A 26,587-nucleotide genomic window follows, 5' to 3' on the forward strand; every position below is an offset into this window, starting at 1 on the left:
AGAGCCTTGCATTGTAGCACAGGTTTTTCGCGTCTTGCAAACTTTTTTTGTTTGCTTGCTACTCGTCTGAGCCGCTTAGCTGACTTCGTTGCGTGTTGCGCCGACATCAGCTGAGCCTCGCAGTATACGTCGGTTTTTGAGGCTTCGTCAACGCCGCACGAAAAAATTTTGCAGATTGGCTGGCACATGCGCTCGCAGCCCATGACCTTGCCAAGAGGTGCTGCTCGGGGCGGACTCGATAATCGCCGGGGGATCTAGGGCTGCTGGCCCTTGCCGTGCGCACCTTTTCTCTCACTCTATATATATGGCTCTGCTGACTTTGCTCGACGCTCAACTGGCTTACGGACACGTGGCCCTCCTCGACCACGCTGATTTTTCGCTGGAGGCACAGGAGCGCGTGGGGTTGATTGGTCGCAATGGCACCGGCAAATCTTCGTTGTTGCGCATCCTGGCCGGCCAGGAGCGGCCAGATGACGGCACATTGCAAGTGCAAGCCGGGGTCCGCGTGGCGTATGTGCCGCAGGAGCCGACGCTGGATTTAGAGGCGACGGTGTTTGAGGCCGCCAGCGAGGGGCTGGGCTCCGCGCGTGAGGCGCGCGATGCCTACATGCGGGGCGGAGACGGCGCCGATCTCGACGCGCTGCAAAGCCAGATTGAGGCACTGGATGCTTGGAACTGGGAGCAACGGGTGGAGGAGACTCTGCAGCGCCTGCACCTGGATGCTGCGCAACGGGTGGGCGACTTGTCGGGCGGAAATCGCAAGCGGGTGGCCTTGGCACAGGCATTGGTGAGTCGCCCCGATGTGCTGCTGCTGGATGAACCGACCAACCACCTGGACCTGGACAGCATCACATGGCTAGAGGAACTGCTGCTGGCCTACAACGGCAGTGTGGTGACGATCAGCCACGACCGGGCTTTTCTGGACCGGGTGGCGACCCGGATGGTGGAACTGGACCGCGGGAAGCTGCAGAGCTACCCCGGTAACTTTGCTCGCTACCAGACTCTGAAGGAAGAACAACTGGCGCAAGAGGCGGTGATTCAGGCGAAGGCAGACAAGCTGTTGGCGCAAGAGGAGGTGTGGATTCGCAAGGGTGTGGAGGCGCGCCGCACCCGTGCACAAGGCCGAATCAACCGCCTGATGGCGCTTCGGGAACAGCGCGCGCAGCGTCGCGACGCCGTGGGCCGTGTGAAGATGGAGGTGGCCACTGGCGCGAACAGCGGAAAGATCGTGGCAGAACTGGATCGCGTGGGCCATTCGTTCCCGACGAACTCGGGGCAGCGGCGCACGGTGATCCGCGATTTCTCGACCACGATTCTGCGTGGTGACAAGGTGGGGCTGATTGGCCCCAACGGGGCGGGCAAGACCACTTTGCTGAAGATCATCCTGGGCGAGTTGGTGCCGGAGCAGGGCACGGTAAAACTGGGCACCAACCTGAGCGTGGCTTACTTCGACCAGATGCGAGACCAGGTGGACCTCGACGCCACCCTGGAGGACTTCATCAGCCCGGGCAGCGAATGGATCGAGATCGGCAACAAGCGCACCCATGTACGCAGCTACCTGGGCGACTTTTTGTTTTCGCCCGCGCGCGCTGGCTCGCCAGTGCGCACGCTGTCTGGTGGCGAGCGCAACCGGTTGCTGCTGGCGCGGCTGTTTGCGAGGCCAGCCAACGTGCTGGTGCTGGACGAGCCCACCAATGACTTGGACATTGACACCCTGGAGCTGCTGGAGGATCTGCTGCAGCAATACGAAGGGACGGTCTTTCTGGTGAGCCATGACCGGCGCTTTCTGGACAACGTGGTCACCAGCACGATCGTGGCCGAGGGCGAGGGGCAATGGCGCGAGTACGTAGGTGATGTACAAGATTGGTTGACGCAATCGGCTCGCGCGAAATCCATTGCGCCGCAATCGGCAATTCCAGCAACGTCGGCACCGGCAAAGGAACCGGTGGTGACGGAAACCCCGCAAACGAGGTCTTCGTCCTCCACGGCACGCCGAAAATTGAGCTACAAAGAGCAACGAGAGTTAGAAGCGTTGCCTAAGCGCATGGCGGCGCTGGAGGCTGAGCAAGCCCAGGTGAACCAAGAGTTGGCGAACGGTCAGTTGTACGCAACAGATCCCGCCCGAGCCGCTCAACTTGCCTCACGCCATGCCGAGATTGAAGAAGAATGGATGTCCGCTCTGGAACGCTGGGAAGCGCTGGGCGGCATCTAGTCACAGCCATCACAGGAACTTTTGTGCGCATTTCGCCGGCAGTATCGCCCCAATCGCCTGAGCGCCTGGCGCTGGATTTGCAGCGCGCGCTTGACGATCTGAAACAGGAACGAGAGCGCAGTCGTCAGCTCTTGGCAGAACTGGAGGCGCAAAGCCACGAACTGGAGAAGCTGCGCCACTCGGTTCACCGCGAATCCAATAGCCGCTTCTTGGCGGAGGAGGCACTGGACGAGACTCGAGATCGTCTGCAGCTTGCAGTGGATGCCGCCGGACTAGCCCTATGGGACTGGGCCGTGGGCAGTGATCAGGTGTTCCTGTCGGCGCGATGGGGCGAGTTTCTAGGCCAGATGACCATGGATGCCAAATGGCCAGTCGGCGAATTGTTCGCTCACGTGCATCCCGATGACGTGCATGGATTGAAACTGGCCGCAGCTCCCCTTGTGAAGGGAATGGCGCAGCGGGCAATGGCCGAATTTCGCGTGAATGGGCCTGATGGCTGGCACTGGATGGAAGCTCACGGTATGGTTGCCGAGCGCGATGCCAACGGCGGATCGTTGCGCCTTATGGGCACAGTGGCTAGCATCGATGCGCACAAGCGCACGGAAGAAGACAGCGCCAAGGCGCGGGACCTAGCGGAGCAGGCGAGCCGGGCCAAGAGCGAGTTTCTCGCCAACATCAGCCATGAGGTTCGCACGCCACTGAATGCGCTCATGGGGCTGACGCGCATGCTGATGGATTCGCCGGTGAATCCCGAGCAAGCCAACTGGCTACAGCTGATGGACAACTCAGCTCAGTCGCTGCTGACCTTGCTCAACGACATCCTCGATTTGTCTCGCATCGAGTCGGGCAAGCTCCAGATGGAGCACACGCGCTACGAACTGGCGCAAGAACTGCAAGAAAGCGTCGGCCCATATGCGGAACAGGCTCGAGGCAAACCCCTGGAGTTTGAGCTCGAGGTATCCCCCGACTTGCCCAGATGGGTGATGGGAGACCCGGGGCGTCTAAGGCAGGTGCTGGGAAACCTGCTGTCAAATGCCATCAAGTTCACGCCAAAGGGCGGCCGAGTAGCCGTGCACGCGAGCGTTCACACGGGCCTGTCGAGCGAACAGCACATGCAAATTGCCGTGCAGGACAGTGGCGTTGGAATTGCAAAACGCCACCAGGCAAGCATTTTTGACCCCTTCACGCAGGCAGACGCCTCGGTAGCCCGCTTCCATGGCGGCAGTGGGCTGGGATTGGCCATCTGCTCCAAGTTGGTCAAACTGATGGGAGGCGATATCACGCTGGAAAGCGAGCTGGGTCAGGGAAGCCGGTTCACAGTTGTGCTTCCCTTGCAAATCGGATCGGCCTCTGGTCCCCTGAGCGCCCCAGCTGAACTGGTCGAACTGGCAGAGGCGGGATCCCGTTACGCGGGCCTGGTGGTGCTGGTGGCAGAAGATCACCCAATCAACGAACTGATGATGCGTCAGCTTCTGCTACGTCTGGGGTGCACCGTGCGCATTGCACGGGGCGGCGCACAGGCGGTGACGCAATGGGAGCAGGGTGGGATCGATCTGGTTTTGATGGACGTGCAGATGCCGGGCGTGAGTGGTCTGGACGCCACGCGGCAAATTCGCGATGCCGAGGGGCGGCGCAAACTGGCGCGCACTCCCATCGTGGCGGTTACCGCCAATGCGATGGCCGGTGATCGGGAAACATGCCTTCAAGCCGGCATGGACGGCTATGTGCCCAAGCCGTTCAGCCCGCAGGCCTTGATGCAAGAGATCGATCGCGTCCGGTCACGCATACACGATGCCCAAGGCATCAAGCCACAGTCCGTGCCGGCCCTGGCCGTAGCGAACGTGCCCGGACCAGAGCAAGCGCCAGCTACCCCGTTGAAGGCCACGGTGCCGCAAACGGTGCTCCCCGAACCGCTGGACGTAGGCAAGCTGCGCCGCCGCCTGGATGGTGACGAGGCCACGCTGAGGCAACTGGCTGCGGCGATGCGCAATGACATGGCCAACCGCCAAAAGGCACTGCGCGCAGCGCTGAGCGTGCGAGACAGCGGCTCGGCCGTAGCACACGCCCACGGGCTCAAAGGGTCACTGGGCAGCATGACGGCCGAGCGCGGTGCGCGGCTGGCCAAGGGCCTTGAGCTGGCTGCGAGGGCCGAAGATTGGCAATTGTTCGAGCGCGCCCTGCCGCTGATGGACGCCGAGGCCAAGCGAATCGATGTGGCGCTGGCGGCGTTGCTGCAGCCAGCCAGCGACCTGTTCGATGGCGCACCTACGGCTCAGGGCGCGCTCACCAAGCGCTGAAACACCTGCCAGAACGCCGCCTCTTGGGTGGTGGCGAAGTTGATGCGCATCAGCGTGCTGGGGCGCCGATCGGCATGAAACAAAGCCCCAGGGGCGATGAGGTAACCCTCGTCCAACAGACGCTGGGCCAGGGCGTCGGTGTCCACGCCGGTGTCCACCCAGCCAAACAGACCCGCCGGCTCGGCCGCGAATCGGCAACCGGCCGCCAGGGCCAGTTGCACGCTTCGGCTGCGGGCAGCGTCCAGGCGGGTGCGGATGCGCTCGGCGTGCCGGCGCAACTGGCCTTGCTCAATGCACAGCGCCAGGGCTTTTTCCAGCAAGGCGGGCGTGGTCAGGGTGCTGAGCAGCTTGGTGTCCAGCAAGGGCTCGACCAGGGCCGGCGGCGCGGCCAGGTAGCCAATGCGCCAGTTGGGCGCCAGGATCTTGGCAAAGCCGCTCACGTAAATGGTGCGCTGCAGGCCGTCCAGCGCGGTCAGGCGGGTGGCGTGCTCGGGTGCCAGGTGGCTGTAGGTGTCGTCTTCCACGATGTAGAAGCCCTCGCGATGGGCCAGTTGCACCAGGCGGTGGGCAGCACCAGGTGAGACGCAAGCCCCCGTGGGGTTGTGCAGTACGCTCACGCTCACGTACAGCTTGGGCCGGTGCTCGGCGCAGTAGCGTTCCATCACCGCCAGATCGGGGCCGTCAGGGCCGCGCGGCACGGGCAAGATGCGCGCCCCCAGCGCGGCCAGGCGGGCGAATTCAACGGCCCAGCCGGGCTCTTCCACCATCACGGGGTCGCCAGGGCGCAGCAGGGTGCGGCTGACCATGTCCAGCGCATGGGTGGCGCCCACGGTGGTGATGATGTGGTCGGCGTCGGTGGGAATGGACAGCCGCCCCAGGCGCTGGGCCAGCAGGCGACGCAACCCGGCGTCGCCATGGGGTTCGCCATAGTGAAGCGACACGTCATTGAGCGCGCGGCTTGAGGCCACCTTGCGCACCGCGGCCGGCAAAAAGCTCGACTCCAGCCAATCGGGTGGAAAGGTGCCGGTGCCGGGCTGCGGCCGGTCGCTCACGTGGTGGAACATGCCCCGGATCAGCGCCGTGGCGTTGATGGGCGCGGCCCCGGCGGGGCGGCGCACTTCGGCACCCAAGGCACCTTCGCTTCGCGCCAGCGTGGTCTCGCGCACGAAGAATCCCCGGTTCTTGCGCGCTTGCACCAGCCCTTGGGCCAGCAAGTGGTCATACGCCGCCACCACGGTGGACGGGCTCACGCTGTGCAGGCGCGCGCACTCGCGCACTGAAGGCAGGCGAGCCCCCGGCGCGAGCAGGCGATCGCGGATGCGTTGGGCGTAGCGGTCAGCGAGTTGCTCGGTGAGCGACTGCGCGGCAGATTTCATGAGCATGGGCAGACCTCGGGCGGGCCGGCGCGGGCTGCACTGTATCGGTGCAATGGACCATACAGTTCTTACGCTGCGCCGAGAAACTGTATGGATTGTGTATTGGTTTCGCCGGCTACAGTGAATCCCCCTGTCGCCTCGCGCTCAACCCACATGACCCTGGCCGAATTCACCGCCCTGCTGCTGTTCTGCACCGCCATGACGTTCTCGCCAGGCCCGAACACCACGCTGTCCACCGCGCTGGCTGCCAACCTCGGCCTGCGCCGCGCCATGCGCTTCTGCATTGCCGTGCCCACTGGCTGGACGCTGCTGATGGTGGCCACCGGCCTGGGCCTGGGGGCACTGATCACCGGCGTGCCTGCCTTGCGCTGGGGCGTGAAGGCGGTGGGCGTGGGCTACCTGTTGTGGCTGGCGTGGAAGCTGGCGCTGGCCAACCGGCTGGCGCAGGTGGACGCCGACAAACTGCAGGTGACGTTCTGGCAAGGCGTGGGCCTGCAGTTCGTGAACATCAAGGCCTGGATGCTGGCGCTGACCATCAGCGCCGGCTGGGTGGTGAACGCCGGGGCACTGCCCGCCAGCAACCCGGGCGAGCGCCTGCTGCAGGTGTGCGTGGTGATGGCCTTCTTCGCCTTCACCAGCAACTTCACCTACGCCCTGGTGGGCTCGATGCTGCGGCACTGGCTCTCGCAAGGCCGCCGCCTGATGGTGTTCAACCGTTGCCTGGCCGTGGTGCTGGTGGTGACGGCCGGCTGGATGCTCACCGTATGAGCCCGGCCACGCGCGGCCTGTGGCTGGGCTTGCTGGGGGTCACCGCCTTCGCGCTGACCCTGCCCGCCACCCGGCTGGCCACTGGCACGGTGGACGCACCACAGTTCACCCCGTGGTTCGTCACGTGGGCGCGCTGCGCCCTGGCGGGTCTGCTGTCGCTGACGTATTTGCTGGCCACGCGCTCACCCGTGCCCACACCGGCCCAACGCAAGCCACTGCTGCTTTCCTTGCTGGGCAACGCCATCGGCTACCCGCTGCTGCTGGCCTGGGCGCTGCGCCACGTGACGGCGGCGCACGCGGCGGTGATCACGGCGCTGCTGCCACTGGCCACCGCCGCCGCCGCGGCCTGGCTGATGCACCAGCGCGCGCGCCTGGGTTTCTGGGCTTTTTCTTTGTTGGGCAGCGCGCTGGTGGTGGCCTACAGCCTGTTGCGCGCCGGCCCTCAGGGCTTGTCGTTGGCCTGGGCCGATGTGCTGCTGGTGGGCGCGGTGGCCTGCGCCGCGGTGGGCTACGTGGGTGGCGCGCAAGTGACCCCCGCCATGGGCGCCGAGCGCGTGATCAGCTGGGTGTGCGTGCTGGCCCTGCCGCTCACCCTGCCCGCCACCTGGCTCACCTGGCCGAGCCACAGCGTGGCGCCCTCGGCCTGGCTGGCGCTGGCCTACGTGGGCACGGTGTCGATGTGGGCCGGCTTCTTTGCCTGGTTTCGTGGCTTGGCGCTGGGTGGCGCCCTGCGCGTGAGCCAGTTGCAACTGCTGCAGCCGTTCATCAGCATCGTGGCGGCGGTGCCGCTGCTGGGCGAATCGATCGATGCCTTCACCCTGTTGTTCGCCGTGGCGGTGGCCGCTACCGTGATGGCTGGCCGCCGACAGGCCATTCCCCCCACTCCTCTTTCGAAGGAACCCGCATGAGCTTCCCCTGGCCCCTGGCGCAGCGCGCCGAACGCATGAACCCCTCGGTGATCCGCGAGATCCTGAAGGTCACCGAAAAGCCGGGGATCATCAGCTTCGCCGGCGGCCTGCCCTCGCCCAAAACCTTTCCGGTGCAGGCCTTTGCCGACGCCTGCGCACTCGTGCTCGGACAAGACGGCACCGCCGCCTTGCAATACGCAGCCAGCGAGGGCTACGGCCCACTGCGCGAGTGGGTGGCCGCCCACCTGCCCTGGAAGGTGGACCCGGCGCAGGTGCTCATCACCACCGGCAGCCAGCAGGCGCTGGACCTGGTGGGAAAGGTGCTGATCGACAGCGGCAGCAAGGTGCTGGTGGAAACGCCCACCTACCTCGGTGCGCTGCAGGCCTTCACGCCCATGGAGCCGAAAATCGAAGGCGTGCCCTGTAACGACAACGGCCCAGTGCTGGACGAGCTGCGCCGCCGCGCACCGGGGGCGCGCTTCATGTACCTGTTGCCCAACTTCCAGAACCCCACCGGCCGCACCCTGAACGAAGCCGACCGCGAAGGCTTGGTGCGCACGCTGAACGACGCCGGTGTGCCTTTTGTGGAAGACAACCCCTATGGCGAGCTGTGGTTCGATGAGCCACCCGCCGCCCCCTTGACCGCGCGCAACCCCGACGGTGGCCTCTACCTAGGTTCTTTCTCCAAGGTGCTGGCCCCAGGCCTTCGCCTGGGCTATGTGGTGGCGCCGCGCGCCGTTTACCCCAAGTTGCTGCAGGCCAAGCAGGCGGCCGACCTGCACACCCCCGGCTTCAACCAGCGCCTGGTGGCCGAGGTGCTGAAAGACGGCTTTCTGGACCGCCACGTGCCGGGCATCCGCGCGCTCTACAAGGCGCAATGCGGCTTCATGCTGGACGCCCTGGCGAACGAAATGGCCGGGTTGGACGTGCAATGGAACGCGCCCGCTGGCGGCATGTTCCTGTGGCTGCGCCTGCCCGAGGGCATGGACGCGGTGCAGTTGCTGCCGCACGCAGTGGCGCGCAACGTGGCCTTCGTGCCCGGTGCTGCCTTCTATGCCCAGAACGGTGACCCGCGCACGCTGCGCCTGAGCTTCGTGACCGCGAGCGAGGAACAGATCCGCACGGGCATCGCCGCGCTGGCGGCCACCATTCGCGAGCACCTGCCCGTGGGCGCCCCGGCATGACGGAGCGCCCCTTTCAGCAGGTGGACGTGTTCACCACCACGCCCTATCTGGGCAACCCGCTGGCGGTGGTGCTCGACGGCCAGGGCCTGAGCACCGAGCAAATGCAGGCCTTCACCGACTGGACCAACTTGTCGGAGTGCACCTTCGTGCTGCCGCCCAGCACGCAAGGCCGCGCCGCTGGCGCCGACTACCGCGTGCGCATTTTCTGCCCCGGCCGCGAGTTGCCCTTTGCCGGCCACCCCACCCTGGGCACCGCGCATGCCTGGCTGAGCGCGGGGGGACAGCCACGCGGCGAGCAGGTGGTGCAGGAATGTGGCGTGGGGCTGGTGGCGATTCGCCGCGATGGCCCACGCCTGGCCTTCGCCGCGCCGGCGCTTCGCCGCAGCGGCCCGCTGGACGACGCCGATGTGGCGCTCATTGCGCGCGGCCTGGGCGTGGCGCGCGATGACATCGTGGCCCACCAGTGGTGCGACAACGGCCCGGGCTGGCGCGGCGTTATGCTGCGCAGCGCCGAGCAGGTGCTGGCGCTCAAGCCGGATGCCACCGTGCTGGCCGGCCTGGACATTGGCGTGGTGGGCCCGCGCGGCAAGGTGGGCGTGGTGGGGGCCAGCGACGAAGATGGCATTGCCTTCGAGGTGCGCGCCTTCTTCCCCGGCCATGGCGGCCTGGCCGAAGACCCGGTGACGGGCAGCCTGAACGCCGCGCTGGCGCAATGGCTCATCGGCGCGGGCCTGGCGCCCGAGCGTTACGTGGCCTCGCAGGGCACTGCCCTGCGCAGGGCTGGGCGCGTGCACATCGAGCGCGTGGCCGACGGCACGGTGTGGGTGGGCGGCGAGTCGGTCACCTGCATCCATGGCACGGTGTGCCTGTGAACGCCGCGCTTGATCACCTGGTGGTGGCGGCCGCCACGCTCGATGAGGGCGTGGCGTGGTGCACGGCCACGCTGGGCGTGGCACCTGGGCCAGGTGGCGAGCACCCGCTGTTCGGCACCCACAACCGCCTGCTGCGCCTGCAGGGCGCCGAGGCCGCTTACCTAGAAATCATCGCCATCAACCCGGCGACATGCCCCACGCGCCCGGCCCCGCTCAAACGCTGGTTTGACCTGGACGACCCGGCGCTGCAAGCGCGCTTGTCAGGCCATGGCCCCCAACTCATCCATTGGGTGGCCAGGGTGAGCGACATCGACAGTGCCCGCCGCGCCTGGCTTGCACAGGGCATCGACCCGGGGCCCGTGCTGGCCGCCTCGCGCGAGACGCCGCAGGGCCTGCTGCAGTGGCGCATCACCGTGCCCGACGACGGTGGCCGTGGCTTCGATGGCGTATTGCCCACCCTGATTCAGTGGGGGGCCCAACACCCCACGGACACCATGGCGCCAGGTGGTCCGCACCTGACCGGGCTGACCCTATCGCACCCTCAAATGGATCGGCTGCGGCAAGCGCTCGGCGCCATTGGTCTGGGGCACATCGCCGTGCGCGAGGATGCCCCCGCACTGAATGCCGAGCTGTCGCTTGGCGACCGCACCGTCCATTGCCAGTCACTCGCATGAACTCTTCGCTCCCCAGCCTGGCCGACATCGAAGCCATCGCCCAAGTGGTCTACCGCTCCATGCCCGCCACCCCGCAGTACAGGTGGGGCACGCTCAGCGAGCGATTGGGCACCGACTGCTGGCTCAAGCACGAGAACCACACCCCGGTGGGGGCGTTCAAGATTCGCGGGGGCTTGAGCTACTTCCATCACCTCTCGCGGCGCCGCGCTCTGCCGCGAGAGGTGATCTGCGCCACCCGCGGCAACCACGGCCAGAGCGTGGCCTGGGCGGCGCGTGAGCACGGCGTGGCCTGCACCATCGTCGTGCCACATGGCAATTCGGTGGAAAAAAACGCCGCCATGCGAAGCCTGGGCGCCCACCTGGTGGAGCACGGCGACGATTTCCAGGCCAGTCGCGAGCACGCGCAGGCATTGGCCGCCGAGCGCGGGGCGCACATGGTGCCCAGCTTCCACGCCGACTTGTTCAGCGGCGTGGCCACGGCGTGGTGGGAGTTCTTTCGCGCCGTGACCCACCTTGACGTGGTGTACGTACCCATCGGCCTGGGCTCCAGCGCGTGTTCGGCCATCGCGGCCAAACTGGCCTTGGGCCACCGCGTTCGGGTGGTCGGCGTGGTGAGCGCGCACGCCACCACCTACGCCGACTCGTTGGCCGCCGGCCACGTGGTGAGCGCCCCGGTGAGCACCAGGCTGGCCGACGGCATGGCCTGCCGCGTGGCCGAGACCGACGCGCTGTCCATCCTGGCCCGGCACTTGGACCACGTGGTGCAGGTGAGCGACGCCGAGGTTGCCCAGGCCATGCGCGCCCTGTTTGCCGACACGCACAACGTCGCCGAAGGCGCAGGGGCGGCGGCCTTTGCCGCGGCGTGGCAGGAACGGACGTCGTTGCGAGGACTGGCTGTGGGCGCCGCGCTCAGCGGCGGCAACGTGGACAGCGCCGTTTTCTCAGACGTGCTGGCCCAGGCCTGATCAGGCCACGGGGGCGATCAGGCGGCCCACCACGTCGCAGAAGTCTTCAACCGCATCGGTCTTGAAGATCACCTCGCGCACGCCGATGGCTTTCGACTCGGTCTGCAACTCTTCCGTGATGTATCCCGAAGCCACGGCGACGTTCAGGCCTGGCGCCAGGGCCAGCGCTTCGCGAGCCACGTCTAGCCCCGACATGCCTGGCATGTTGAAGTCGGTCAGCAGCAGATCGAAATCGTCCGGCCTGGCGCGCAGGGCCTCAATGGCTTCGTCCTGTCTACCGCAGGCGGTCACGCGAAAGCCTCGACGCTCCAGCAGTCTGGAGACAAGGAAAACGAGCGTGTCGTCGTCATCCAGGTACAGGATATGGGGCGAAGGCATAGCAAGCAGCGGACTGGCAGTCAAAGACTCGGGCGAAGCAACTGGAGTGACCGGCGCATTGACTGCCGGGGCTAACGGTATACGCCGAGCGTCAATTGTGCTACCAGAGGCCGAGGGTGCAGGTGCCAAAACTGTAGGACTGGCAGGCAGGAAAAGCGTCATGGTGGTGCCGACGCCTTCGACACTGTCCACGCGAATGGCGCCACCATGCGTCTGCATGATGCCCAGCACCACCGGCAGACCCAGGCCGGTGCCTTGTCCCGACGGTTTGGTGGTGAAAAAGGGCTCGAATATCCGCTCGCGCACCCCTTCAGCCATGCCACATCCGTTGTCGATCACGCGCAGGCGCACCACACCGGCTTCAGACTGTGCCTTGAACATCTCTGGCGGCAAGTCCTCGCTGCTGGCCGGCAGCGCGTCGAGACAGAACTCAACCTGTCCGGTGCGTCCCTGCATGGCATGCACGGCATTTGCCCCGAGGTTGACCAGCACCTGCCCGAGCTGGGTGCTGTCGGCCAATACCTTCGGCACATGGCCTGCGATGCGCTGCACCAGGCGAACCGACGGCGGCAGGGCCGCGCGCAGCAACGCGCAAGCCTCTCTTACAGTGTCAGCCAGATCCACCTCGGCGCGTGCAGTGGGTTGCTGCCGACTAAAAGCCAGGACCTGACGCACCAACTCCCGCCCTCTCCTTGCGGCCGTTCCGATCTCTCGCAAGCTGACCTGGGCCGGATCGTCGGCGGCCAGCTCATCACGGGCAAGATTGGCATTGCCCAGGATGGCCGCCAGGATGTTGTTGAAGTCGTGGGCCACTCCGCCGGCCAACGTGCCCAACGCTTCCATCTTCTGTGACTGCGCCAGTTGCGCCTGAAGGGTCTTCTGTTCGGCTTGCGCCTCGCGCAGGGTGGTGATGTCGATAAAGGTGAGCACCACATGGCGCAACCCACCGCTGGCGTCGATCTCAGGGTGTGCATTGCACAAGGCCCAACGCACCTGATCGCCCTCCACCATGGGCATGCCGACGATCACGTTTTGCACCGGATGCCCGGTGGCAAGCACGCGCTCAAAGGGCAGGTCGTCACGGCGCATGGGTTCGCCAGCTTCGTCCAGCATGAACCACACCGCGTCGGCCATCGCCGGCGCGCTCCCCCCCCCTGCGGGGGCTTGCCAGCCCAGCAGCCGCCGCGCGGCCTCGTTGATGCGCGCGAGCGACCGATCGGGGCGGAACACCATGACGCCCGCGCTCAGGTTCTGGATGAGCGCCCGCGAGTCGGCTTCACTGAGCAACAGGTGCATGCGCGCGCGCTCGCCCTCTTGCCACAGGCGGTGCAGCGCCAGGGCGTTGAAGGCTGCGGCGCGCACGAGCGCCATGATGAGAAAGTAGAACATCAGCCAAGGCGCCGCCGTGGCGAAAGTGACCTGGGTGGTGATCACGGCCAAGCCATACACGGCAATGGCCATGGCTTCAAGCACCGTCACCCAAGTCACCGCCCGCAGTTCGGGCACGTCCCGCTGCGCCCGCACGTACCGCACGTCCCGCCACTGAAGCAGCAGGATGCTCAAGGTAGCGGCGACGTACACCAGCTGCCGTGCGGCCATGCTGTTCCAGACGCCGACCAACACGGCATAAACCAGCATGAGGCCCAGCATCGCCAGCCCTGCCCGCCCCTGCGAGACAGGCAAGCCCTCGTGCCGGCGAAAGCCAATCCAGACGCAAAGAAAGCTCGCGGTGTAGGCAGTGTTGCTCACCGGGATGGTGAGCAAGTCAGGCCAAGACCCCCTGGCCATGGTGGCCACCATGGCCACCATGGCCGACATCGCAGCCATTGACCACCACACTGAGCCCCCCACGGTCGGGTGGCGTCGGCTTTGCGCCCAAAAGGCAGCGGCAATCAGGGCGTCCACACAGACGCGCACCACCATCAGAGTGGAAAGGTCAAACGTCATGGGCTCGGAACAGTGGCGTCATGCCAAGAATTGGAGCACAGCGACAAGGCTCGCCACACCGGAAAAACGCCCAGTTCAAGCAAGACTTCCAGCGCTCCCGCGACGGGGCGCCAGTCACAGTGGTGACAGTCGCTGCCGGGACAAACCACACCAGGCGCCGTGCCGAGAATCCGCGCCATGGGAACGATCTACCTTGTGCGACACGGCCAGGCCTCTTTTGGCGCTGATGACTACGACCAACTCAGCGACCTGGGGCGACAACAATCCGTGCAACTGGGCCGCTACTGGGCCCAGCGCGGCTTCAAGCCCGACGCCGTCATCACCGGCTCGCTCAAGCGCCACGCCCAGACCTGGGCCGGCATCGCCGAAGGCGCCGGAGTGGCAGACCTCTCACCCCTGGTCTGGCCCGGCCTGAACGAATACGACAGCCACGCGGTGATCCAGGCCGTGCACCCCAACCCCCTGCCGCGCCCCGACACGCCCGAGCTGTACAAGCAACACTTTCGCCTGCTGCGCGACGGGCTGGCGCTGTGGATGGCGGGCACCGTCACGCCACACGGCATGCCCAGCTACGAAGACTTCGTGCAAGGCATCACCCAGGCGCTGGACCACGTGCGCACCCACCACCAAGGGCAAAAAGTGGTGATCGTCAGCAGCGGCGGGCCGATCTCCACCATCGTGGGCCAGATTCTGGGCACCAGCCCGGAGACAACGATTGAGCTGAACATGCGCATCCGCAATAGCGCGGTGTGCGAGCTGCAGTTCAACCCGAAGCGCCACACGCTGTTGACCTACAACACCCTGCCCCACCTGGACGACCCGTCCCTCAAGGACTGGATCACCTACGCCTGACCCTGCCAGGCCACGCGCTCAGCCCTTGAGCACGTCGGCCGGCAACTGGTCCATCTCACCCAGCAGGCGGGCCAGCGCCACGCCTGCCGCCTGCACCAGCGCATGGCCGTCTTCTGCCGTGGCCGCCGCCGCGTTGCCCACGGCGCCGGCCGGGTTAAGGTCTTGCGTGGCCCAGGCGAAGCGGGCACTGCGGCCATTGCCCAGGATGGGCAACTCGCGCGCCCGGTCTTCCGAGGTGGACGCGAACGCCGCCAGCCGATCGGTGTGCACACTGCCCGGGCGCAGGGCCAGCATCATGGCGGTCTCGATCTGCCCGGCGTGGCTGCCGAAGCGCCGCTCGTGCGCGCTGAAGCGCTCGTTCACGTCACGCCCCTGCTCGTCCAGCAATGGCAACTGAAACCAACTGGTGCTCACCACCAGCATGCCCAGGCGGGCACGCAGCTCGCGCGCCACCGTGTCCAGCAGGCCCACCTGGCCGCCATGGGTGTTGAAGATCAGCAGCTTGTTCACGCCGCTGGCGGCCACGCCTTCGGCGATCTCGGTCCACAGGCGAATCACCGTCTCGGCCTTGAGGCTGAGGGTGCCGGCAAAGGCCTTGTGCTCGGGGCTGAAACCCACCGCCTGCGTGGGCAGCACCAGCACCGGCAGGTCGGGCGCCAGGTGCGGCAGGGCCGCGCGCACGATGCCATCGGCCAAGTCGGTGTCCACGCTCAGCGGCAGGTGCGGGCCGTGTTGCTCGGTGGCCCCCACCGGCAGCACCGCGATGGCGCGGCGCTTGTCCAGCGCGGCAAAGGCCTCGGTGCTCAGGTCAGACCAGTAACGAACGGGGCGGTCGGCGTGCTTCATGGCGCCCGATCTTACGGGCCGACCACGCCAGCAGGGCAGGCCGGCCCCGATATAGTCCGCCACGGTCCTCGCGGCGCCGCCGGCCGGCCGGAACTCCCCGGTGTCGGTGCGCTCTCACTGGCTGCCGCTTTTCCGGAAATGTCCATGCTCTCCCTGCGTTCGTCCCTCGCCTGCCTCGCCCTGGCCCTGCCCGTGTTCGCCAGCGCCCAGAACCCGCTGCTGGCGCCCGCCGCCACCGTGGTGCAAACCGAGCAGACGCGCACCGAGCTGCTGGCGCACGCACCGCAAGGCGCGCGCCCCGGCCAGACGGTGTGGGTGGGCCTGCAAATCACCCACGCCCCGCACTGGCACACCTATTGGAAAAACCCCGGCGATTCTGGCCTGCCCACCGAACTGCGCTGGACCCTGCCCGAGGGCGTGAGCGCGGGCGACATCGCCTGGCCCACGCCACGCAAATTCCCCCTGGGCACGCTGGCCAACTACGGCTTTGATGGCACGGTGCTGTTGCCGGTGCCACTGACCATCGGCCCGGGCTTCAATGCCAGCCAGCTCAAGGTGCAACTCGAGGCCTCGTGGCTGGTGTGCCGCCAGGAATGCATCCCCGAAGAAGGCCGCTATACCCTGAGCCTGCCGGTGGAAGGCTCCACGGCACTGAACGGCGCGGCCTTCGAGGCCAGCGCCCGCGCCGTGCCGACCGGGCAGGCGGCTGGCGACAGCACCCTGTCGCCCGATGGTGACGCGCTGAAGGTCTCGCTGGCGGGCCTGCCCGCCGCGCTGCGCGGCCAGAAGCTGGAGTTTTTCCCCGAGCTCCCTGGCGTCATCGAACCCGGCGCCCCCTGGACCCAGGCCTGGGAGGGCGACCGCTGGACGGCCCGCATCCCCCTGTCGGCCCAGCGCAGCGAAAGCCCCGAGCGCCTGGCCCTGGTGGTGGCCCGGGCCCAGCCCACGGGCAGCGGCCCCGGCGAGCCCGGCGTGCGGCTGGACGTGCCGGTGCAAGGCACTTGGCCGCCAGTGGCGGCGTTGCCGGCGGCCGAAGTACCGGCCGAGCTGCAAGCCGCGCTCGACGCCAACGCCGCCCGCGCCGCTGCGCCCCAGCCGGGTGGCGCCAGCGCCCTCACCTTGGGCGCGGCCTTGCTGGGGGCGCTGCTCGGCGGCCTGATCCTCAACCTCATGCCCTGCGTGTTCCCGGTGCTGGCCATCAAGGTGATGGCCTTTGCCCGCCACGGCGACAACCCGCGCGCCCACCGCGTGCAGGGGCTGGCCTACACGGCAGGCGTGGTGGTGTCTTTCCTGGCGCTGGGCGGGCTGCTGCTGGCGCTGCGCGCGGCCGGCGAGCAGCTCGGCTGGGGCTTTCAGCTGCAAAGCCCGGCGGTGGTGGCCACCCTGGCCGCGCTGTTCACCGTGATCGGCCTGAACCTGGCCGGCCTGTTCGAGTTCGGCCACTTCCTGCCCAGCCGGGTGGCCACACTGCAGGCCCGCCACCCCGTGGTGGACTCGGCCCTCACCGGCGTGCTGGCGGTGGCCGTGGCCTCGCCCTGCACCGCGCCCTTCATGGGCGCCTCGCTCGGCTTGGCCGTGGCCCTGCCAGCGTGGCAAGCCCTGGCGGTGTTCGCCGCCCTGGGCCTGGGCATGGCCCTCCCCTACCTGGCGGCCAGCTGGGTGCCGGCCGTGGCCCGCGCCCTGCCGCGCCCGGGCGAGTGGATGAACACCTTCCGCCACCTCATGGCCTTCCCCATGTTCGCCACCGTGGTGTGGCTGCTGTGGGTGCTGGGGCAACAAAGCGGCATTGACGGCGTGGCCGCTTTGCTGGCCGTGCTGGTGGCCCTGGCGGCCCTGCTCTGGGCCTGGGGCCTGCGCGGGCGCAGCCGCTGGGTGATGGGCGGCCTGAGCACCGCCGCCCTGGCGGCATTGCTGGTGGCGCTGGGCCCACACATCACGCGCCTGCAAGGCAGCACCGACAACACCACCGTGGCCACCAGCGTGGCCGGTGTGAGCTGGGAGCCCTGGTCGCCCCAACGCCAAGCCGCCCTGTTGGCCGAAGGCCGCCCGGTGTTTGTCGACTTCACCGCCGCCTGGTGCGTGACCTGCCAGTACAACAAGCGCACCACCCTGGCCGATGCGCGCGTGCTGGCCGACGTGGCCCAGCGCAACGTGGCCCTGCTGCGCGCCGACTGGACCCGCCGCGACCCGCAAGTGACCGCCGCGCTGGCCTCGCTGGGCCGCAACGGCGTGCCGGTGTATGCCATCTACCAAAACGGTCGCCCGCCCCAGGTGCTGACCGAAGTGCTCGGTGTGGAGGAGGTTCGCGCGGCGCTGTCGGCCTTGTGAGCCCGCCGCTGTTTTCATGCCTTGAGGAGATGACCGTCATGAAAAGACGCCCCTTGCTCGCCCTCGCCGCCGGCCTGCCCCTGGCCGGCTGGCTGCCCGCCATGGCCCAGACCGCCACCGTGGGCCAGGCCGCTCCCGACTTCAGCCTGGAAGACACCAGCGGCAAGCCCGTGAAGCTCTCCGCCTTCCGGGGCAAGACCGTGGTGCTGGAGTGGAACAACCCCGGCTGCCCCTTCGTGCGCAAGCACTACCAGGGCAACCTGCAGGCCCTGCAAAAAGAGGCCACGGCCCAGGGCGTGGTGTGGCTGGCCATCAACTCCACCCGCGAAGACAGCGCCGATTACCTCACCCCGCCCCAACTGGCGCGCTGGATGGCCGAGAAGCAGGCCGCGCCCACCGCCACCTTGATGGACGAGCACGGCGCCGTGGGCCACGCCTATGGCGCGCGGGTCACGCCGCACATGTACATCGTCAACGCGCAAGGCGTGCTGGCCTACGCCGGTGGCATCGACAGCATCCCCTCGGCCCGGGTGGAAGACATCGCCCGCGCCACCAACCACGTGCGCGTGGCCCTGGCCGAGCTGGCGGCCGGCAAGCCCGTGAGCCGCCCCACCAGTCTGCCCTACGGCTGCAGCATCAAGTACCGCAACGCCGCGGGCTGAGCCCTGGCCCGCGCGCGCCGGGGCGCCGCAAGGCCATGGGGATAATCGGGGCATACCCCACAGACTTCTAACGGACCGACGCCCATGCCATTCGCCCCTTTGCAGAACGACACCTTCCTGCGCGCCTGTCTGCGCCAGGCCACCGACCACACCCCCGTGTGGCTGATGCGCCAGGCCGGGCGTTACCTGCCGGAGTACTGCGCCACCCGCGCCAAGGCGGGCAGCTTCATGGGCCTGGCCACCAACGTCGACTACGCCACCGAGGTCACGCTGCAGCCGCTGGAGCGCTACCCGCTGGACGCCGCCATCCTGTTCTCCGACATCCTCACCGTGCCCGACGCCATGGGCCTGGGCCTGTCGTTCGCGGCCGGTGAAGGCCCCAAGTTCGCCAAGGTGGTGCGCGACGAAGCCGCCGTGGCCGAGCTGGCCGTGCCCGACATGGACAAGCTGCGCTACGTGTTCGACGCGGTCACCTCCATCCGCCGCGCCCTCAACGGGCGCGTGCCCCTGATCGGCTTCTCCGGCAGCCCCTGGACGCTGGCCTGCTACATGGTGGAAGGCGGGGGCTCGGACGACTACCGCCTCGTCAAGAGCCTGATGTACAGCCGCCCCGACCTGATGCACCGCATCCTGGCGGTCAACGCCGACGCCGTGGCCACCTACCTCAACGCCCAGATCGAGGCCGGCGCCCAGGCCGTGATGATTTTTGACAGCTGGGGCGGCGTGCTGGCCGACGGCAAGTTCCAGGACTTCAGCCTCGCCTACACCCGGCGCGTGCTGGCCCAGCTCAAGCGCGAGCACGCAGGCGTGGTGATCCCGCGCATCGTGTTCACCAAGGGCGGCGGCCTGTGGCTGCCCGAGATGAAAGACCTCGACTGCGAGGTGCTCGGCCTGGACTGGACCGTCAACCTCGGCCGCGCCCGCGCCCTGGTGGGCGATCGCAAGGCGCTGCAGGGCAACATCGACCCCAACGTGCTGTTCGCCCCGCCGGCCGCCATCGAAGCCGAAGTGGCCGCCGTGCTCGACAGTTTTGGTGCGCCGCACCAAGGCGAAGGCCTCGGGCCGACCCACATCTTCAACCTCGGCCACGGCATCAGCCAGTTCACGCCCCCCGAACACGTGACAGCGCTGGTGAACGCGGTTCACTCGCATTCGCGCCGTTTGCGCGCCGGGCGTTGAGCCGCTTCGGTTTTCGAAGCGGCTTGTGCACAAGGGTCGCTGGCCGAGCGCCAGCGCCCCCAATCGGGTGCCAGTGTCGCGCCCAGAAGGCGGCCCTAGCACAAAAATCGCCCCAAAAAGAACTTGACAGCCTTTACTTATGCACAAAATTTGTGCTGCGGTGCGCCAAGAAGCCTTCAGTGCATCAAACGCCCGTTGTTGTGGGAGGGCATCGCTAAGTGGTTGATTTATATACTGTTTGTGGATTGCCCTTTTTGAAGGCATTTTAAGAAAGCCCTTGATTTTCAAGGCTTCTGAGGCCTCAACCACGAGCTATCAACAAAGTTATCCACAGAACCTTGGGATATCTGTACAGACGGTTGCAAATCAAGCACTTAGGCGAATTTCTGAAGTTTTGGCTGAACAGTCGCCCCTAAACCATGCCTTTCTGGCCCAGCGTGATCATCGCCACCCCAGCCCACAGCGGCGTGGGCGACTGGCTCAGCTACCGCAGTGAGCACGCGCTCAGCCCGGGCGCGTTGGTGCGCGTGCCGCTGGGCAAGCGCGAGGTGCTGGGTGTGGTGTGGGAATGCCCCGACCAGCCCCCGGAGGGCCTCGACCCCCAAGCCCTGCGCGACGTGGCCGGGGTGCTGGAAGGCCTGCCGCCCTTGGGCGAGGGCTGGCGCAAAGTGGTGCATTTCGCGGCCCGCTACTACCAGCGCAGCGTGGGCGAGGTGGCGCTGGCCGCCCTGCCCCCCTCGCTGCGCGAGCTGCAACCCGAGCAACTGGCGCGGCGGTTGAAGCGGGCCGACAAGGCCAAGGCCTCATCCACCAAGCCCGACACCCCCAAGGCCCTGACCCCCGAGCAGGCTCAGGCCCTGGACGCCATCGGCGGAGCCACCCAGCCGGTGCTGCTCTTCGGCGCCACCGGCAGCGGCAAAACCGAGGTCTACCTGCAGGCCACCCAGCGCGCGCTGGCGGCCGACCCGGCCGCCCAGGTGCTGGTGATGGTGCCCGAGATCAACCTCACGCCCCAACTGGAAGAGCGCTTTCGCGCCCGCTTTGACCCGCTATTCGGCCCGCAGTCGGTGGTGTGCCTGCACAGCGGCATGACCCCCGCGCAGCGCCTGGCCGGCTGGCTGGCCGCCCACACCGGGCGCGCGCGCATCGTGCTGGGCACCCGGCTGGCGGTGTTCGCCAGCCTGCCCGGCCTGCGCCTGATCGTGGTCGACGAAGAACACGACCCCAGCTACAAAAGCCAGGACGGCGCGCGCTACTCGGCCCGCGACCTGGCCGTCTACCGCGCCAAGGTGGACCACTGCCCGGTGGTCCTGGGCTCGGCCACGCCCTCGCTGGAGAGCTGGCACGCGGCCGACCAGGGCCGCTACCTTCGCCTGGCCATGCCCGCGCGCATTGGCGGCGGCAGCCTGCCGCGCCTGCGCCTGGTGGACATGAACCACCAGCCCAAAGGCGCCTCGCTGGCCCCACCGCTGCTGGCGGCCATGGCCGAGCGCGTGGCGCGCGGCGAGCAATGCCTGGTGCTCATCAACCGGCGCGGCTACGCCCCGGTACTGGCTTGCGACGCCTGTGGCTGGAAAAGCGGTTGCCCCCATTGCAGCGCCTACCGCGTGTTCCACAAGCTCGACCGCACCCTGCGCTGCCACCACTGCGGCTTCAGCCAGCGGGTGCCGCGCGCCTGCCCCGACTGCGGCAACCTGGACATCGCCCCCATCGGGCGCGGCACCGAGCAAATCGAAGAACAGCTCACCGACCTGCTGGCCGATGTGCGCCGCCCCGACGGCAGCCCCGCCCGCGTGGCCCGCATGGACGCCGACACCACCCGCCTGAAGGGCGCACTGGAGGCCCAGCTCGATGCGCTGCATACCGGCGAAGTGGACGTGCTGGTGGGCACCCAGATGGTGGCCAAGGGCCACGACTTTCGCCGCATCACCCTGGTGGCGGCCCTCAACGCCGACAGCGCCTTGTTTGCCAGCGACCACCGCGCCCCCGAGCGGCTGTTCGCCCTGCTCATGCAAGCCGGCGGACGGGCCGGGCGCGACGCCCAACACAGCGCCGCCAGCGAGTTGTGGGTGCAGACCTGGCACCCCGCCCATGCCCTGTTCACCCACCTGCGCACGCACGACTTCGCCGCCTTCGCCGCCCAGGAACTGGCCGACCGCGAGGCCGCTGGCATGCCGCCCTTCGGTCACCAGGCCTTGGTGCGCGCAGACGCCCGCACGCAGCAGGCGGCCCAAGCCTTCTTGAACGCAGCGGCCAAGGCCAGTGACGGCCTGCCGCTGCGCGACGAGGTCACGGTTTACCCTGCGGTGCCCCTGACGATTCAGCGGGTGGCCAACGTGGAACGCGCCCAGATGCTGGTGGAAGCCGCCTCGCGCCAAGACCTGCAGCGCTTCCTGGCCGCCTGGGCGCCCCACCTGCTGGCCGCCCGCCAGGTGCCCGAGGCGCGCGGACTGCTGCGCTTTGCGGTGGACGTGGACCCGCTGACGATCTGACAGGCCAGACCGCCGCGCCTCAGGTCAACAGCGTGACCGCCCCCGAGAAGGTGAGAAACGCCGCCACCGTGGTGACCAGGATGATGCGGGCGATGCGGCCGTTGTCGGCGCCAAAACGCTCGGCCAGCAGCGACACGTTGCTGGCGCTGGGCAGGGCGGCGGTGAGCACCATCACCGTGAGGGCCGCGTCCGACAGGCCCAGCCCCAGGCGATTGGCGGCCAGCCCGGCCAGCAGCACCAGCACCGGGTGCACGAAGAGCTTGAGCAAGGCCACGGGCAGGTAGTCGCCCAGCGGCATGGGGTGGTTGGCCTTCATCTGGGCGCGCGCCAGCACCGCGCCAATGGTGAACAGCGCCACCGGGGACGCCGCATCGGCCAGCAGCCAGGCGGTTTTTTCCACCGGTCCTGGCAAGCGGTACGACCACGCCGACGCCAGCCCGCCCAGGATGATGGCCCAGGGCATGGGGTTGGTGAGCACGCCCTTGAGCGCCTTGCGCGCTGCGTCAAATACCGCCGATCGGCCATTGCCTTCGGCCTGGTCCAACCGGGAGAGCGCGATGCACAAGGAACTGGTGATGACCATGTCCACCACCATGGTGAGGATCACCGTGCCCGCCGCGGAAGCCCCCAGCAGCGCCACGATCAGCGGCACGCCCATGAAGCCCGAGTTGGGAAAGGCCGCCACCAGGGCGCCGAGCGAGGCGTCGTTCCAGCGGATGCGCGCGTTGAGCGACAGGGCAATGGCCACGGCCACCACCACCAGGCCACACAGCAGGTACAGCCCGGCGGCCCGCACGTCCAGCAACTGCACGATGGGCGTGGTGGAGCCGAAACGAAACAGCATGCACGGCAGGGCAAAGAACAGCACAAAGCCATTCAGCCCGGGGATCGCCTCCAGCGGCAGCAGCCCCCGGCGCGCCGCGACGTAGCCGGCGAGCACCAGGGCAAAGAAAGGGAAGGTGACCAGCAGAACGTTGAGCACGGCAGCCATTCTCGCAGCCCGCCGCTGGGGCTCGTCGGGCGGCGAGACCGGCGCGCGACACCCCCCGGTATGATCCCGGGCTTTGCCCGAACGCCCATGTCAGCCGGTCTGAACCTTGCCCAGCTCGATGCCGTGAACCACCTCGGCGGCCCCTGCCTGGTGCTGGCAGGCGCCGGTTCGGGCAAGACGCGGGTGATCACCCACAAAATCGCCCGGCTCATTCAGGCCGGTTTGGCGGCCGAGCGCATCGCCGCCATCACCTTCACCAACAAGGCCGCCGCCGAAATGCGCGAGCGCGCCGGCCACCTGGTGGGGCGTGACGCCAAAAAGGTGGTGATCTGCACCTTCCACGCCCTGGGCGTGCGCCTGCTGCGCGAAGACGGCCAGGTGCTGGGCCTGAAGCAGCAGTTTTCCATTCTGGACACCGACGACATCACCAGCATGCTCAAGGACTGCGGCGGCACCACCGACGCGGCCACCGCGCGGCAATGGCAATGGACCATCAGTGGCTGGAAAAGCGCCGGCCTCACCGCCGAGCAGGCCATGAAGGAAGCCCGCAACGAAGACGAGCGCGTGGCCGCCGCCATCATGGAGCGCTACCAGGAACGGCTCACCGCCTACCAAAGTGTGGACTTCGACGACCTCATCAGCCTGCCGCTGAAGCTGCTGCGCGACTACCCCGAGGTGCGCGAGAAGTGGCAGCAGAAGATGGGCCACGTGCTGGTGGACGAATACCAGGACACCAACGCCACCCAGTACGAACTGCTCAAGCTGCTGGTGGGCGAGCGCGCGCGCTTCACCGCCGTGGGCGACGACGACCAGTCGATCTACGGCTGGCGCGGCGCCACGCTCGACAACCTCAAGCGCCTGCCGCAGGACTTTCCAAGCCTGAAGGTCATCAAGCTGGAGCAGAACTACCGCTCCACCAGCGCCATCCTGCGCGCGGCCAACAACGTGATCGGCCCCAACCCCAAGCTCTTTCCCAAGACGCTGTGGAGCGACCTGGGCGAAGGCGAGCCGGTGCGCGTGGTGGCCGCCGACAACGAAGACCACGAGGCCGAACGCGCCGTGGCCCGCATCCAGAGCCTGCGCGCCAATTCCACCCACAAGGAATGGCGCGACTTCGCCATCCTCTACCGCGCCAATCACATGGCGCGCGCCTTCGAGACGGCATTGCGGCGCGCCAACATCCCCTACAAGGTGTCGGGTGGGCAGAGCTTCTTCGACAAGGCCGAAATCCGCGACCTGTGCGCCTGGCTGCGGCTGCTGGTCAACAACAACGACGACCCGGCCTTTCTGCGCGCTGCCACCACGCCCAAGCGTGGCATCGGCCACACGACCCTGGGCCAGCTCGGCACCTTCGCCACCCAATACAAGCTCAGCCTGTTCGACGCGCTGTTTTCGCACTCGCTGCCCAGCGCCGTGTCCAGCCGCGCCATCACCGCGCTGCACGAGTTCGGCCGCACGGTGAACGACCTGGAGTACCGCGCCCGCCACACCACAGGGCATGAGGCCGCCCGCACCTTCCTCACCGACTGGCTCAAAGACATCGGCTACGAGCAATTCCTGTACGACAGCGAAGAAAGCGAGAAGGTGGCCGCGGCACGCTGGTCCAACGTGCTCGACTTCTGTGACTGGATGGCCGGTCGCTGCGGGGGCCAGGTGGCCGACGAGGCGGGCGCACAAATTGAGTCCGAGCGCAAGACGCTGATGGAGGTGGTGCAGACCATTGCCCTCATCTCCACCCTGAGCGAACGCGAACAAGACCAGAACGTGGTCACCCTCTCCACCCTGCACGCCTCCAAGGGCCTGGAGTGGCCACATGTGGTGCTGGTGGGCGTGAACGAAGGCCTGCTGCCCTTCAAGACCGACGAAGCCGACAGCGACCTGCCCGCCGAGGTGCTGGCCCAGCGTGTGCAGGAAGAACGCCGCCTGATGTACGTGGGCATCACCCGCGCGCAACGCACGCTCATGGTGAGCTGGCTCAAGCGCCGCAAGAAAGGCCGCGAGAGCGTGCCCGGCACGCCCAGCCGCTTCATCAAGGAAATGGCACTCGACCAAGCCACAGTGAAAGAAGACCCGCGCGAAAAGCTGCGGGCGCTGCGGGCCGAATTCGCCCAACGCGCGCAAGACAGCGCCGCCACCAAACCCTCGCCTACCGCCCCATGACACACCGCCCCGCCCTGGCCGCGCTGGCACTCGTGCTCTGCCTGTCCAATGGCCTGACGAACGCCCAGACCCCCGCCCCCTGCGAGCTGCCCGCCGATTTCGAGCCAGCCCGCCTGTACGGCCTGTGGCAGCTCACGCTGTGGCCCGAGGCGGGCTCGCCCGAGCGCCCCAGTTCCACTGGCGCCGTGCTGTTCGAGCGCCACCCCGAGTACGCCGGCGGCGTGCGTGGGCGGCTCAAGCGCAGCGGCCCCGGCAACGACCGCGAGGCCGTCGTCTCTGGCGATGTGGCCGATGGCGAGTTCAACCTGGACGAATCGGCCAACGGCGTGGACCTGGACGCGGTCTGGACCGGGGTACCGCAGGCCTGCGGCAACGAATTTCAAGGCACCCGCCGCCCCGCCGAGGGCCGCCCCAGCGACGAGCCCACGCTGCAGTTTCGGCTGAAGAAAGCCTCGGGCTGGAACTGAATCAGCGCTCAGCGGCGTCCAGCGCGTCGCGTCGCTGCTGCTGGCCGGCTTGAAGGCTGTGGTTCAGGTCTTGCTTCAGGCCCTGAGCGGCCTGCTGCCCCTGCTTCGCGGCCTGCGCTGCCGCACCTGTGGCCGTGGCGGCCGTGCCCACGGCCTCACCACCGCAAGCGGCGAGCGCCCACACGCACAGCCCCATCGGCAGCCACGGCCTCATCGCGGCTGCCTCATCTCACGCAGCAACGCATCGTCTGCCCCTCCAGGGCCACAACGGCGCAAATCCCCGGGGTAAGCGGGGCACGGCTGAGGCCCTGACGGGAGAGGTTGCGGGCGCGGCCTCACCACGGGGCGAGCAGGGACGAGCACTGGGACGGGCACGATGACGGGCCCCACCTCGGTCGGGGCTCGATCGGGCTCGCGCAGACCACAGGCGGCAAACATGGCCGAGCGCTTGGCCTCGATCAAGGCCGGTGGGTTGCCGGTGGAGCTGGCCGTGACCTCGTAATCGCGTTGGGCCTGCCGGCAAGCGAAGGATTGAGACCGGTCGCTCGCCGCGGTATCGGCCGCGTCGCTGCGAACGGTTTCGCGCGGCGAAGCCGCCGCAGGAGCCGGCGGTGCGCTCGAGACGGCGCGTGCGCGATCAGCGGAGGCATCGATCGAATTGGGTTGCACGTTCACGCGCTCGACCCGAGAGCCCGCAGGGCATGGCTCATCGGAAAACAACACCTGCCCCGACGGGCTTTGGCAGCGGTACACGGTCTGGGCCTGCAAGGGCAATGTGCCGCTGGCGATCAGCAGCAACAGCATCCAGGGTGGGGGCGAGGCAATGAGGCGCATGTCGCCATTCTCATGCGCGACGCGCGCAGTGCCAACCCGATGGTCAGCGAGTCATCGCCGCTGAACACGAAGCCGAACGCAAAACCGCCGTGCGAACCCAGCGCGGCGGCCAAAGCGTTTTTGGGAGGGAAGTGAGGGGGTGGTGCCCATGGCGGGAATCGGACCCGCGACCTCTCCCTTACCAAGGGAGTGCTC

Annotated in this window: 21 protein-coding genes; 15 read left to right on the plus strand and 6 right to left on the minus strand. The window is 67.7% G+C overall.

All coding sequences use genetic code 11. From position 1 onward, the window contains the following. Positions 1-304: 304 nt before the first annotated feature. A complete protein-coding gene (abc-f, locus tag ACE3RQ_RS18185) occupies positions 305-2,212 on the plus strand; it encodes a ribosomal protection-like ABC-F family protein (protein WP_374523501.1) in 1,908 nt (635 codons plus the stop codon). A 23-nt stretch (positions 2,213-2,235) separates the two neighbouring features. After that, positions 2,236-4,509 (plus strand): ATP-binding protein, encoded by a 2,274-nt coding sequence (locus tag ACE3RQ_RS18190; protein ID WP_374523502.1) that lies wholly within the window; start codon positions 2,236-2,238, stop codon positions 4,507-4,509. On the opposite strand, the gene ACE3RQ_RS18195 is transcribed toward ACE3RQ_RS18190, so the two are convergent. Further along, positions 4,485-5,891, minus strand: a complete 1,407-nt coding sequence (locus ACE3RQ_RS18195; RefSeq protein WP_374523503.1) for a PLP-dependent aminotransferase family protein — start codon at positions 5,889-5,891, stop codon at positions 4,485-4,487. The two genes, ACE3RQ_RS18190 and ACE3RQ_RS18195, sit on opposite strands and share 25 nt — an antisense overlap. Positions 5,892-6,038: 147 nt before the next feature. On the opposite strand from ACE3RQ_RS18195, the gene ACE3RQ_RS18200 reads away from it, so the two are divergent. Genes ACE3RQ_RS18200 through ACE3RQ_RS18225 form a run of 6 tightly spaced genes read left to right on the plus strand, consistent with a single transcriptional unit; the run spans position 6,039 to position 11,256 of the window. Continuing rightward, on the plus strand, positions 6,039-6,653 hold the full coding sequence (locus ACE3RQ_RS18200; RefSeq protein ID WP_374523504.1) for a LysE family translocator: 615 nt from the start codon (positions 6,039-6,041) through the stop codon (positions 6,651-6,653). Further along, positions 6,650-7,561, plus strand: a complete 912-nt coding sequence (locus ACE3RQ_RS18205; protein WP_374523505.1) for a DMT family transporter — start codon at positions 6,650-6,652, stop codon at positions 7,559-7,561. The genes ACE3RQ_RS18200 and ACE3RQ_RS18205 overlap by 4 nt, the downstream gene beginning before the upstream one ends. Further along, a complete protein-coding gene (locus tag ACE3RQ_RS18210) occupies positions 7,558-8,745 on the plus strand; it encodes a PLP-dependent aminotransferase family protein (RefSeq protein WP_374523506.1) in 1,188 nt (395 codons plus the stop codon). The genes ACE3RQ_RS18205 and ACE3RQ_RS18210 overlap by 4 nt, the downstream gene beginning before the upstream one ends. Beyond that, complete coding sequence (locus ACE3RQ_RS18215; protein WP_374523507.1) at positions 8,742-9,617, plus strand: PhzF family phenazine biosynthesis protein; 876 nt, start codon at positions 8,742-8,744, stop codon at positions 9,615-9,617. The genes ACE3RQ_RS18210 and ACE3RQ_RS18215 overlap by 4 nt, the downstream gene beginning before the upstream one ends. Next, complete coding sequence (locus ACE3RQ_RS18220; protein WP_374523508.1) at positions 9,614-10,291, plus strand: VOC family protein; 678 nt, start codon at positions 9,614-9,616, stop codon at positions 10,289-10,291. Before ACE3RQ_RS18215 ends, ACE3RQ_RS18220 begins: the two co-directional genes overlap by 4 nt. Beyond that, complete coding sequence (locus ACE3RQ_RS18225; RefSeq protein ID WP_374523509.1) at positions 10,288-11,256, plus strand: threonine dehydratase; 969 nt, start codon at positions 10,288-10,290, stop codon at positions 11,254-11,256. Before ACE3RQ_RS18220 ends, ACE3RQ_RS18225 begins: the two co-directional genes overlap by 4 nt. On the opposite strand, the gene ACE3RQ_RS18230 is transcribed toward ACE3RQ_RS18225, so the two are convergent. Further along, positions 11,257-13,581, minus strand: a complete 2,325-nt coding sequence (locus ACE3RQ_RS18230) for an ATP-binding protein (RefSeq protein ID WP_374523510.1) — start codon at positions 13,579-13,581, stop codon at positions 11,257-11,259. A 177-nt stretch (positions 13,582-13,758) separates the two neighbouring features. Between ACE3RQ_RS18230 and ACE3RQ_RS18235 the strand changes: the two genes are divergently transcribed. Continuing rightward, positions 13,759-14,433, plus strand: a complete 675-nt coding sequence (locus ACE3RQ_RS18235) for a histidine phosphatase family protein (RefSeq protein ID WP_374523511.1) — start codon at positions 13,759-13,761, stop codon at positions 14,431-14,433. A gap of 18 nt (positions 14,434-14,451) precedes the next feature. On the opposite strand, the gene ACE3RQ_RS18240 is transcribed toward ACE3RQ_RS18235, so the two are convergent. After that, entirely contained in the window at positions 14,452-15,279 is an 828-nt protein-coding gene (locus ACE3RQ_RS18240) for a creatininase family protein (protein WP_374523512.1), read from the minus strand. Between the two features lie 138 nt (positions 15,280-15,417). On the opposite strand from ACE3RQ_RS18240, the gene ACE3RQ_RS18245 reads away from it, so the two are divergent. From ACE3RQ_RS18245 to priA, 4 genes are all read left to right on the plus strand, one after another. Next, entirely contained in the window at positions 15,418-17,607 is a 2,190-nt protein-coding gene (locus tag ACE3RQ_RS18245; protein WP_374523513.1) for a protein-disulfide reductase DsbD family protein, read from the plus strand. Between the two features lie 38 nt (positions 17,608-17,645). Continuing rightward, entirely contained in the window at positions 17,646-18,269 is a 624-nt protein-coding gene (locus ACE3RQ_RS18250; RefSeq protein WP_374523515.1) for a redoxin domain-containing protein, read from the plus strand. An 84-nt stretch (positions 18,270-18,353) separates the two neighbouring features. Then, on the plus strand, positions 18,354-19,448 hold the full coding sequence (gene hemE, locus ACE3RQ_RS18255; protein WP_374523516.1) for a uroporphyrinogen decarboxylase: 1,095 nt from the start codon (positions 18,354-18,356) through the stop codon (positions 19,446-19,448). Between the two features lie 419 nt (positions 19,449-19,867). Beyond that, on the plus strand, positions 19,868-21,940 hold the full coding sequence (gene priA, locus ACE3RQ_RS18260) for a primosomal protein N' (protein ID WP_374523517.1): 2,073 nt from the start codon (positions 19,868-19,870) through the stop codon (positions 21,938-21,940). A gap of 19 nt (positions 21,941-21,959) precedes the next feature. Here priA and ACE3RQ_RS18265 read toward each other — a convergent pair whose 3' ends face one another. Continuing rightward, a complete protein-coding gene (locus tag ACE3RQ_RS18265; RefSeq protein ID WP_374523518.1) occupies positions 21,960-22,922 on the minus strand; it encodes an AEC family transporter in 963 nt (320 codons plus the stop codon). Between the two features lie 96 nt (positions 22,923-23,018). On the opposite strand from ACE3RQ_RS18265, the gene ACE3RQ_RS18270 reads away from it, so the two are divergent. Together ACE3RQ_RS18270 and ACE3RQ_RS18275 are read left to right on the plus strand one after the other, a co-directional pair. After that, positions 23,019-25,091: an ATP-dependent helicase gene (locus tag ACE3RQ_RS18270; protein ID WP_374523519.1), complete on the plus strand. Its 2,073-nt coding sequence runs from the start codon at positions 23,019-23,021 to the stop codon at positions 25,089-25,091. Further along, positions 25,088-25,558 carry a hypothetical protein gene (locus tag ACE3RQ_RS18275; RefSeq protein WP_374523520.1) on the plus strand — a complete coding sequence of 157 codons (471 nt, stop codon included), beginning with the start codon at positions 25,088-25,090 and terminating at the stop codon, positions 25,556-25,558. Before ACE3RQ_RS18270 ends, ACE3RQ_RS18275 begins: the two co-directional genes overlap by 4 nt. A 1-nt stretch (position 25,559) precedes the next feature. Here the strand turns inward: ACE3RQ_RS18275 and ACE3RQ_RS18280 are convergent, their stop codons facing one another. Then, positions 25,560-25,772 carry a hypothetical protein gene (locus ACE3RQ_RS18280; RefSeq protein ID WP_374523521.1) on the minus strand — a complete coding sequence of 71 codons (213 nt, stop codon included), beginning with the start codon at positions 25,770-25,772 and terminating at the stop codon, positions 25,560-25,562. Further along, positions 25,769-26,392, minus strand: a complete 624-nt coding sequence (locus ACE3RQ_RS18285; RefSeq protein ID WP_374523522.1) for a DUF4124 domain-containing protein — start codon at positions 26,390-26,392, stop codon at positions 25,769-25,771. The genes ACE3RQ_RS18280 and ACE3RQ_RS18285 overlap by 4 nt, the downstream gene beginning before the upstream one ends. Positions 26,393-26,587 lie beyond the last annotated feature (195 nt).

Source organism: Hydrogenophaga sp., from assembly GCF_041913525.1.
Classification (GTDB): Bacteria; Pseudomonadota; Gammaproteobacteria; order Burkholderiales; family Burkholderiaceae_C; genus Hydrogenophaga.

Bases quoted from the DNA above. Each gene is read 5' to 3' on its own strand.
- abc-f (WP_374523501.1), top strand. From the start codon at position 305: ATGGCTCTGCTGACTTTGCTCGACGCTCAACTGGCTTACGGACACGTG.
- ACE3RQ_RS18195 (WP_374523503.1), bottom strand. From the start codon at position 5,891: ATGCTCATGAAATCTGCCGCGCAGTCGCTCACCGAGCAACTCGCTGAC.
- ACE3RQ_RS18200 (WP_374523504.1), top strand. From the start codon at position 6,039: ATGACCCTGGCCGAATTCACCGCCCTGCTGCTGTTCTGCACCGCCATG.
- ACE3RQ_RS18205 (WP_374523505.1), top strand. From the start codon at position 6,650: ATGAGCCCGGCCACGCGCGGCCTGTGGCTGGGCTTGCTGGGGGTCACC.
- ACE3RQ_RS18210 (WP_374523506.1), top strand. From the start codon at position 7,558: ATGAGCTTCCCCTGGCCCCTGGCGCAGCGCGCCGAACGCATGAACCCC.
- ACE3RQ_RS18215 (WP_374523507.1), top strand. From the start codon at position 8,742: ATGACGGAGCGCCCCTTTCAGCAGGTGGACGTGTTCACCACCACGCCC.
- ACE3RQ_RS18225 (WP_374523509.1), top strand. From the start codon at position 10,288: ATGAACTCTTCGCTCCCCAGCCTGGCCGACATCGAAGCCATCGCCCAA.
- ACE3RQ_RS18230 (WP_374523510.1), bottom strand. From the start codon at position 13,581: ATGACGTTTGACCTTTCCACTCTGATGGTGGTGCGCGTCTGTGTGGAC.
- ACE3RQ_RS18235 (WP_374523511.1), top strand. From the start codon at position 13,759: ATGGGAACGATCTACCTTGTGCGACACGGCCAGGCCTCTTTTGGCGCT.
- ACE3RQ_RS18240 (WP_374523512.1), bottom strand. From the start codon at position 15,279: ATGAAGCACGCCGACCGCCCCGTTCGTTACTGGTCTGACCTGAGCACC.
- ACE3RQ_RS18245 (WP_374523513.1), top strand. From the start codon at position 15,418: ATGTCCATGCTCTCCCTGCGTTCGTCCCTCGCCTGCCTCGCCCTGGCC.
- ACE3RQ_RS18250 (WP_374523515.1), top strand. From the start codon at position 17,646: ATGAAAAGACGCCCCTTGCTCGCCCTCGCCGCCGGCCTGCCCCTGGCC.
- hemE (WP_374523516.1), top strand. From the start codon at position 18,354: ATGCCATTCGCCCCTTTGCAGAACGACACCTTCCTGCGCGCCTGTCTG.
- priA (WP_374523517.1), top strand. From the start codon at position 19,868: ATGCCTTTCTGGCCCAGCGTGATCATCGCCACCCCAGCCCACAGCGGC.
- ACE3RQ_RS18270 (WP_374523519.1), top strand. From the start codon at position 23,019: ATGTCAGCCGGTCTGAACCTTGCCCAGCTCGATGCCGTGAACCACCTC.
- ACE3RQ_RS18275 (WP_374523520.1), top strand. From the start codon at position 25,088: ATGACACACCGCCCCGCCCTGGCCGCGCTGGCACTCGTGCTCTGCCTG.
- ACE3RQ_RS18280 (WP_374523521.1), bottom strand. From the start codon at position 25,772: ATGAGGCCGTGGCTGCCGATGGGGCTGTGCGTGTGGGCGCTCGCCGCT.
- ACE3RQ_RS18285 (WP_374523522.1), bottom strand. From the start codon at position 26,392: ATGCGCCTCATTGCCTCGCCCCCACCCTGGATGCTGTTGCTGCTGATC.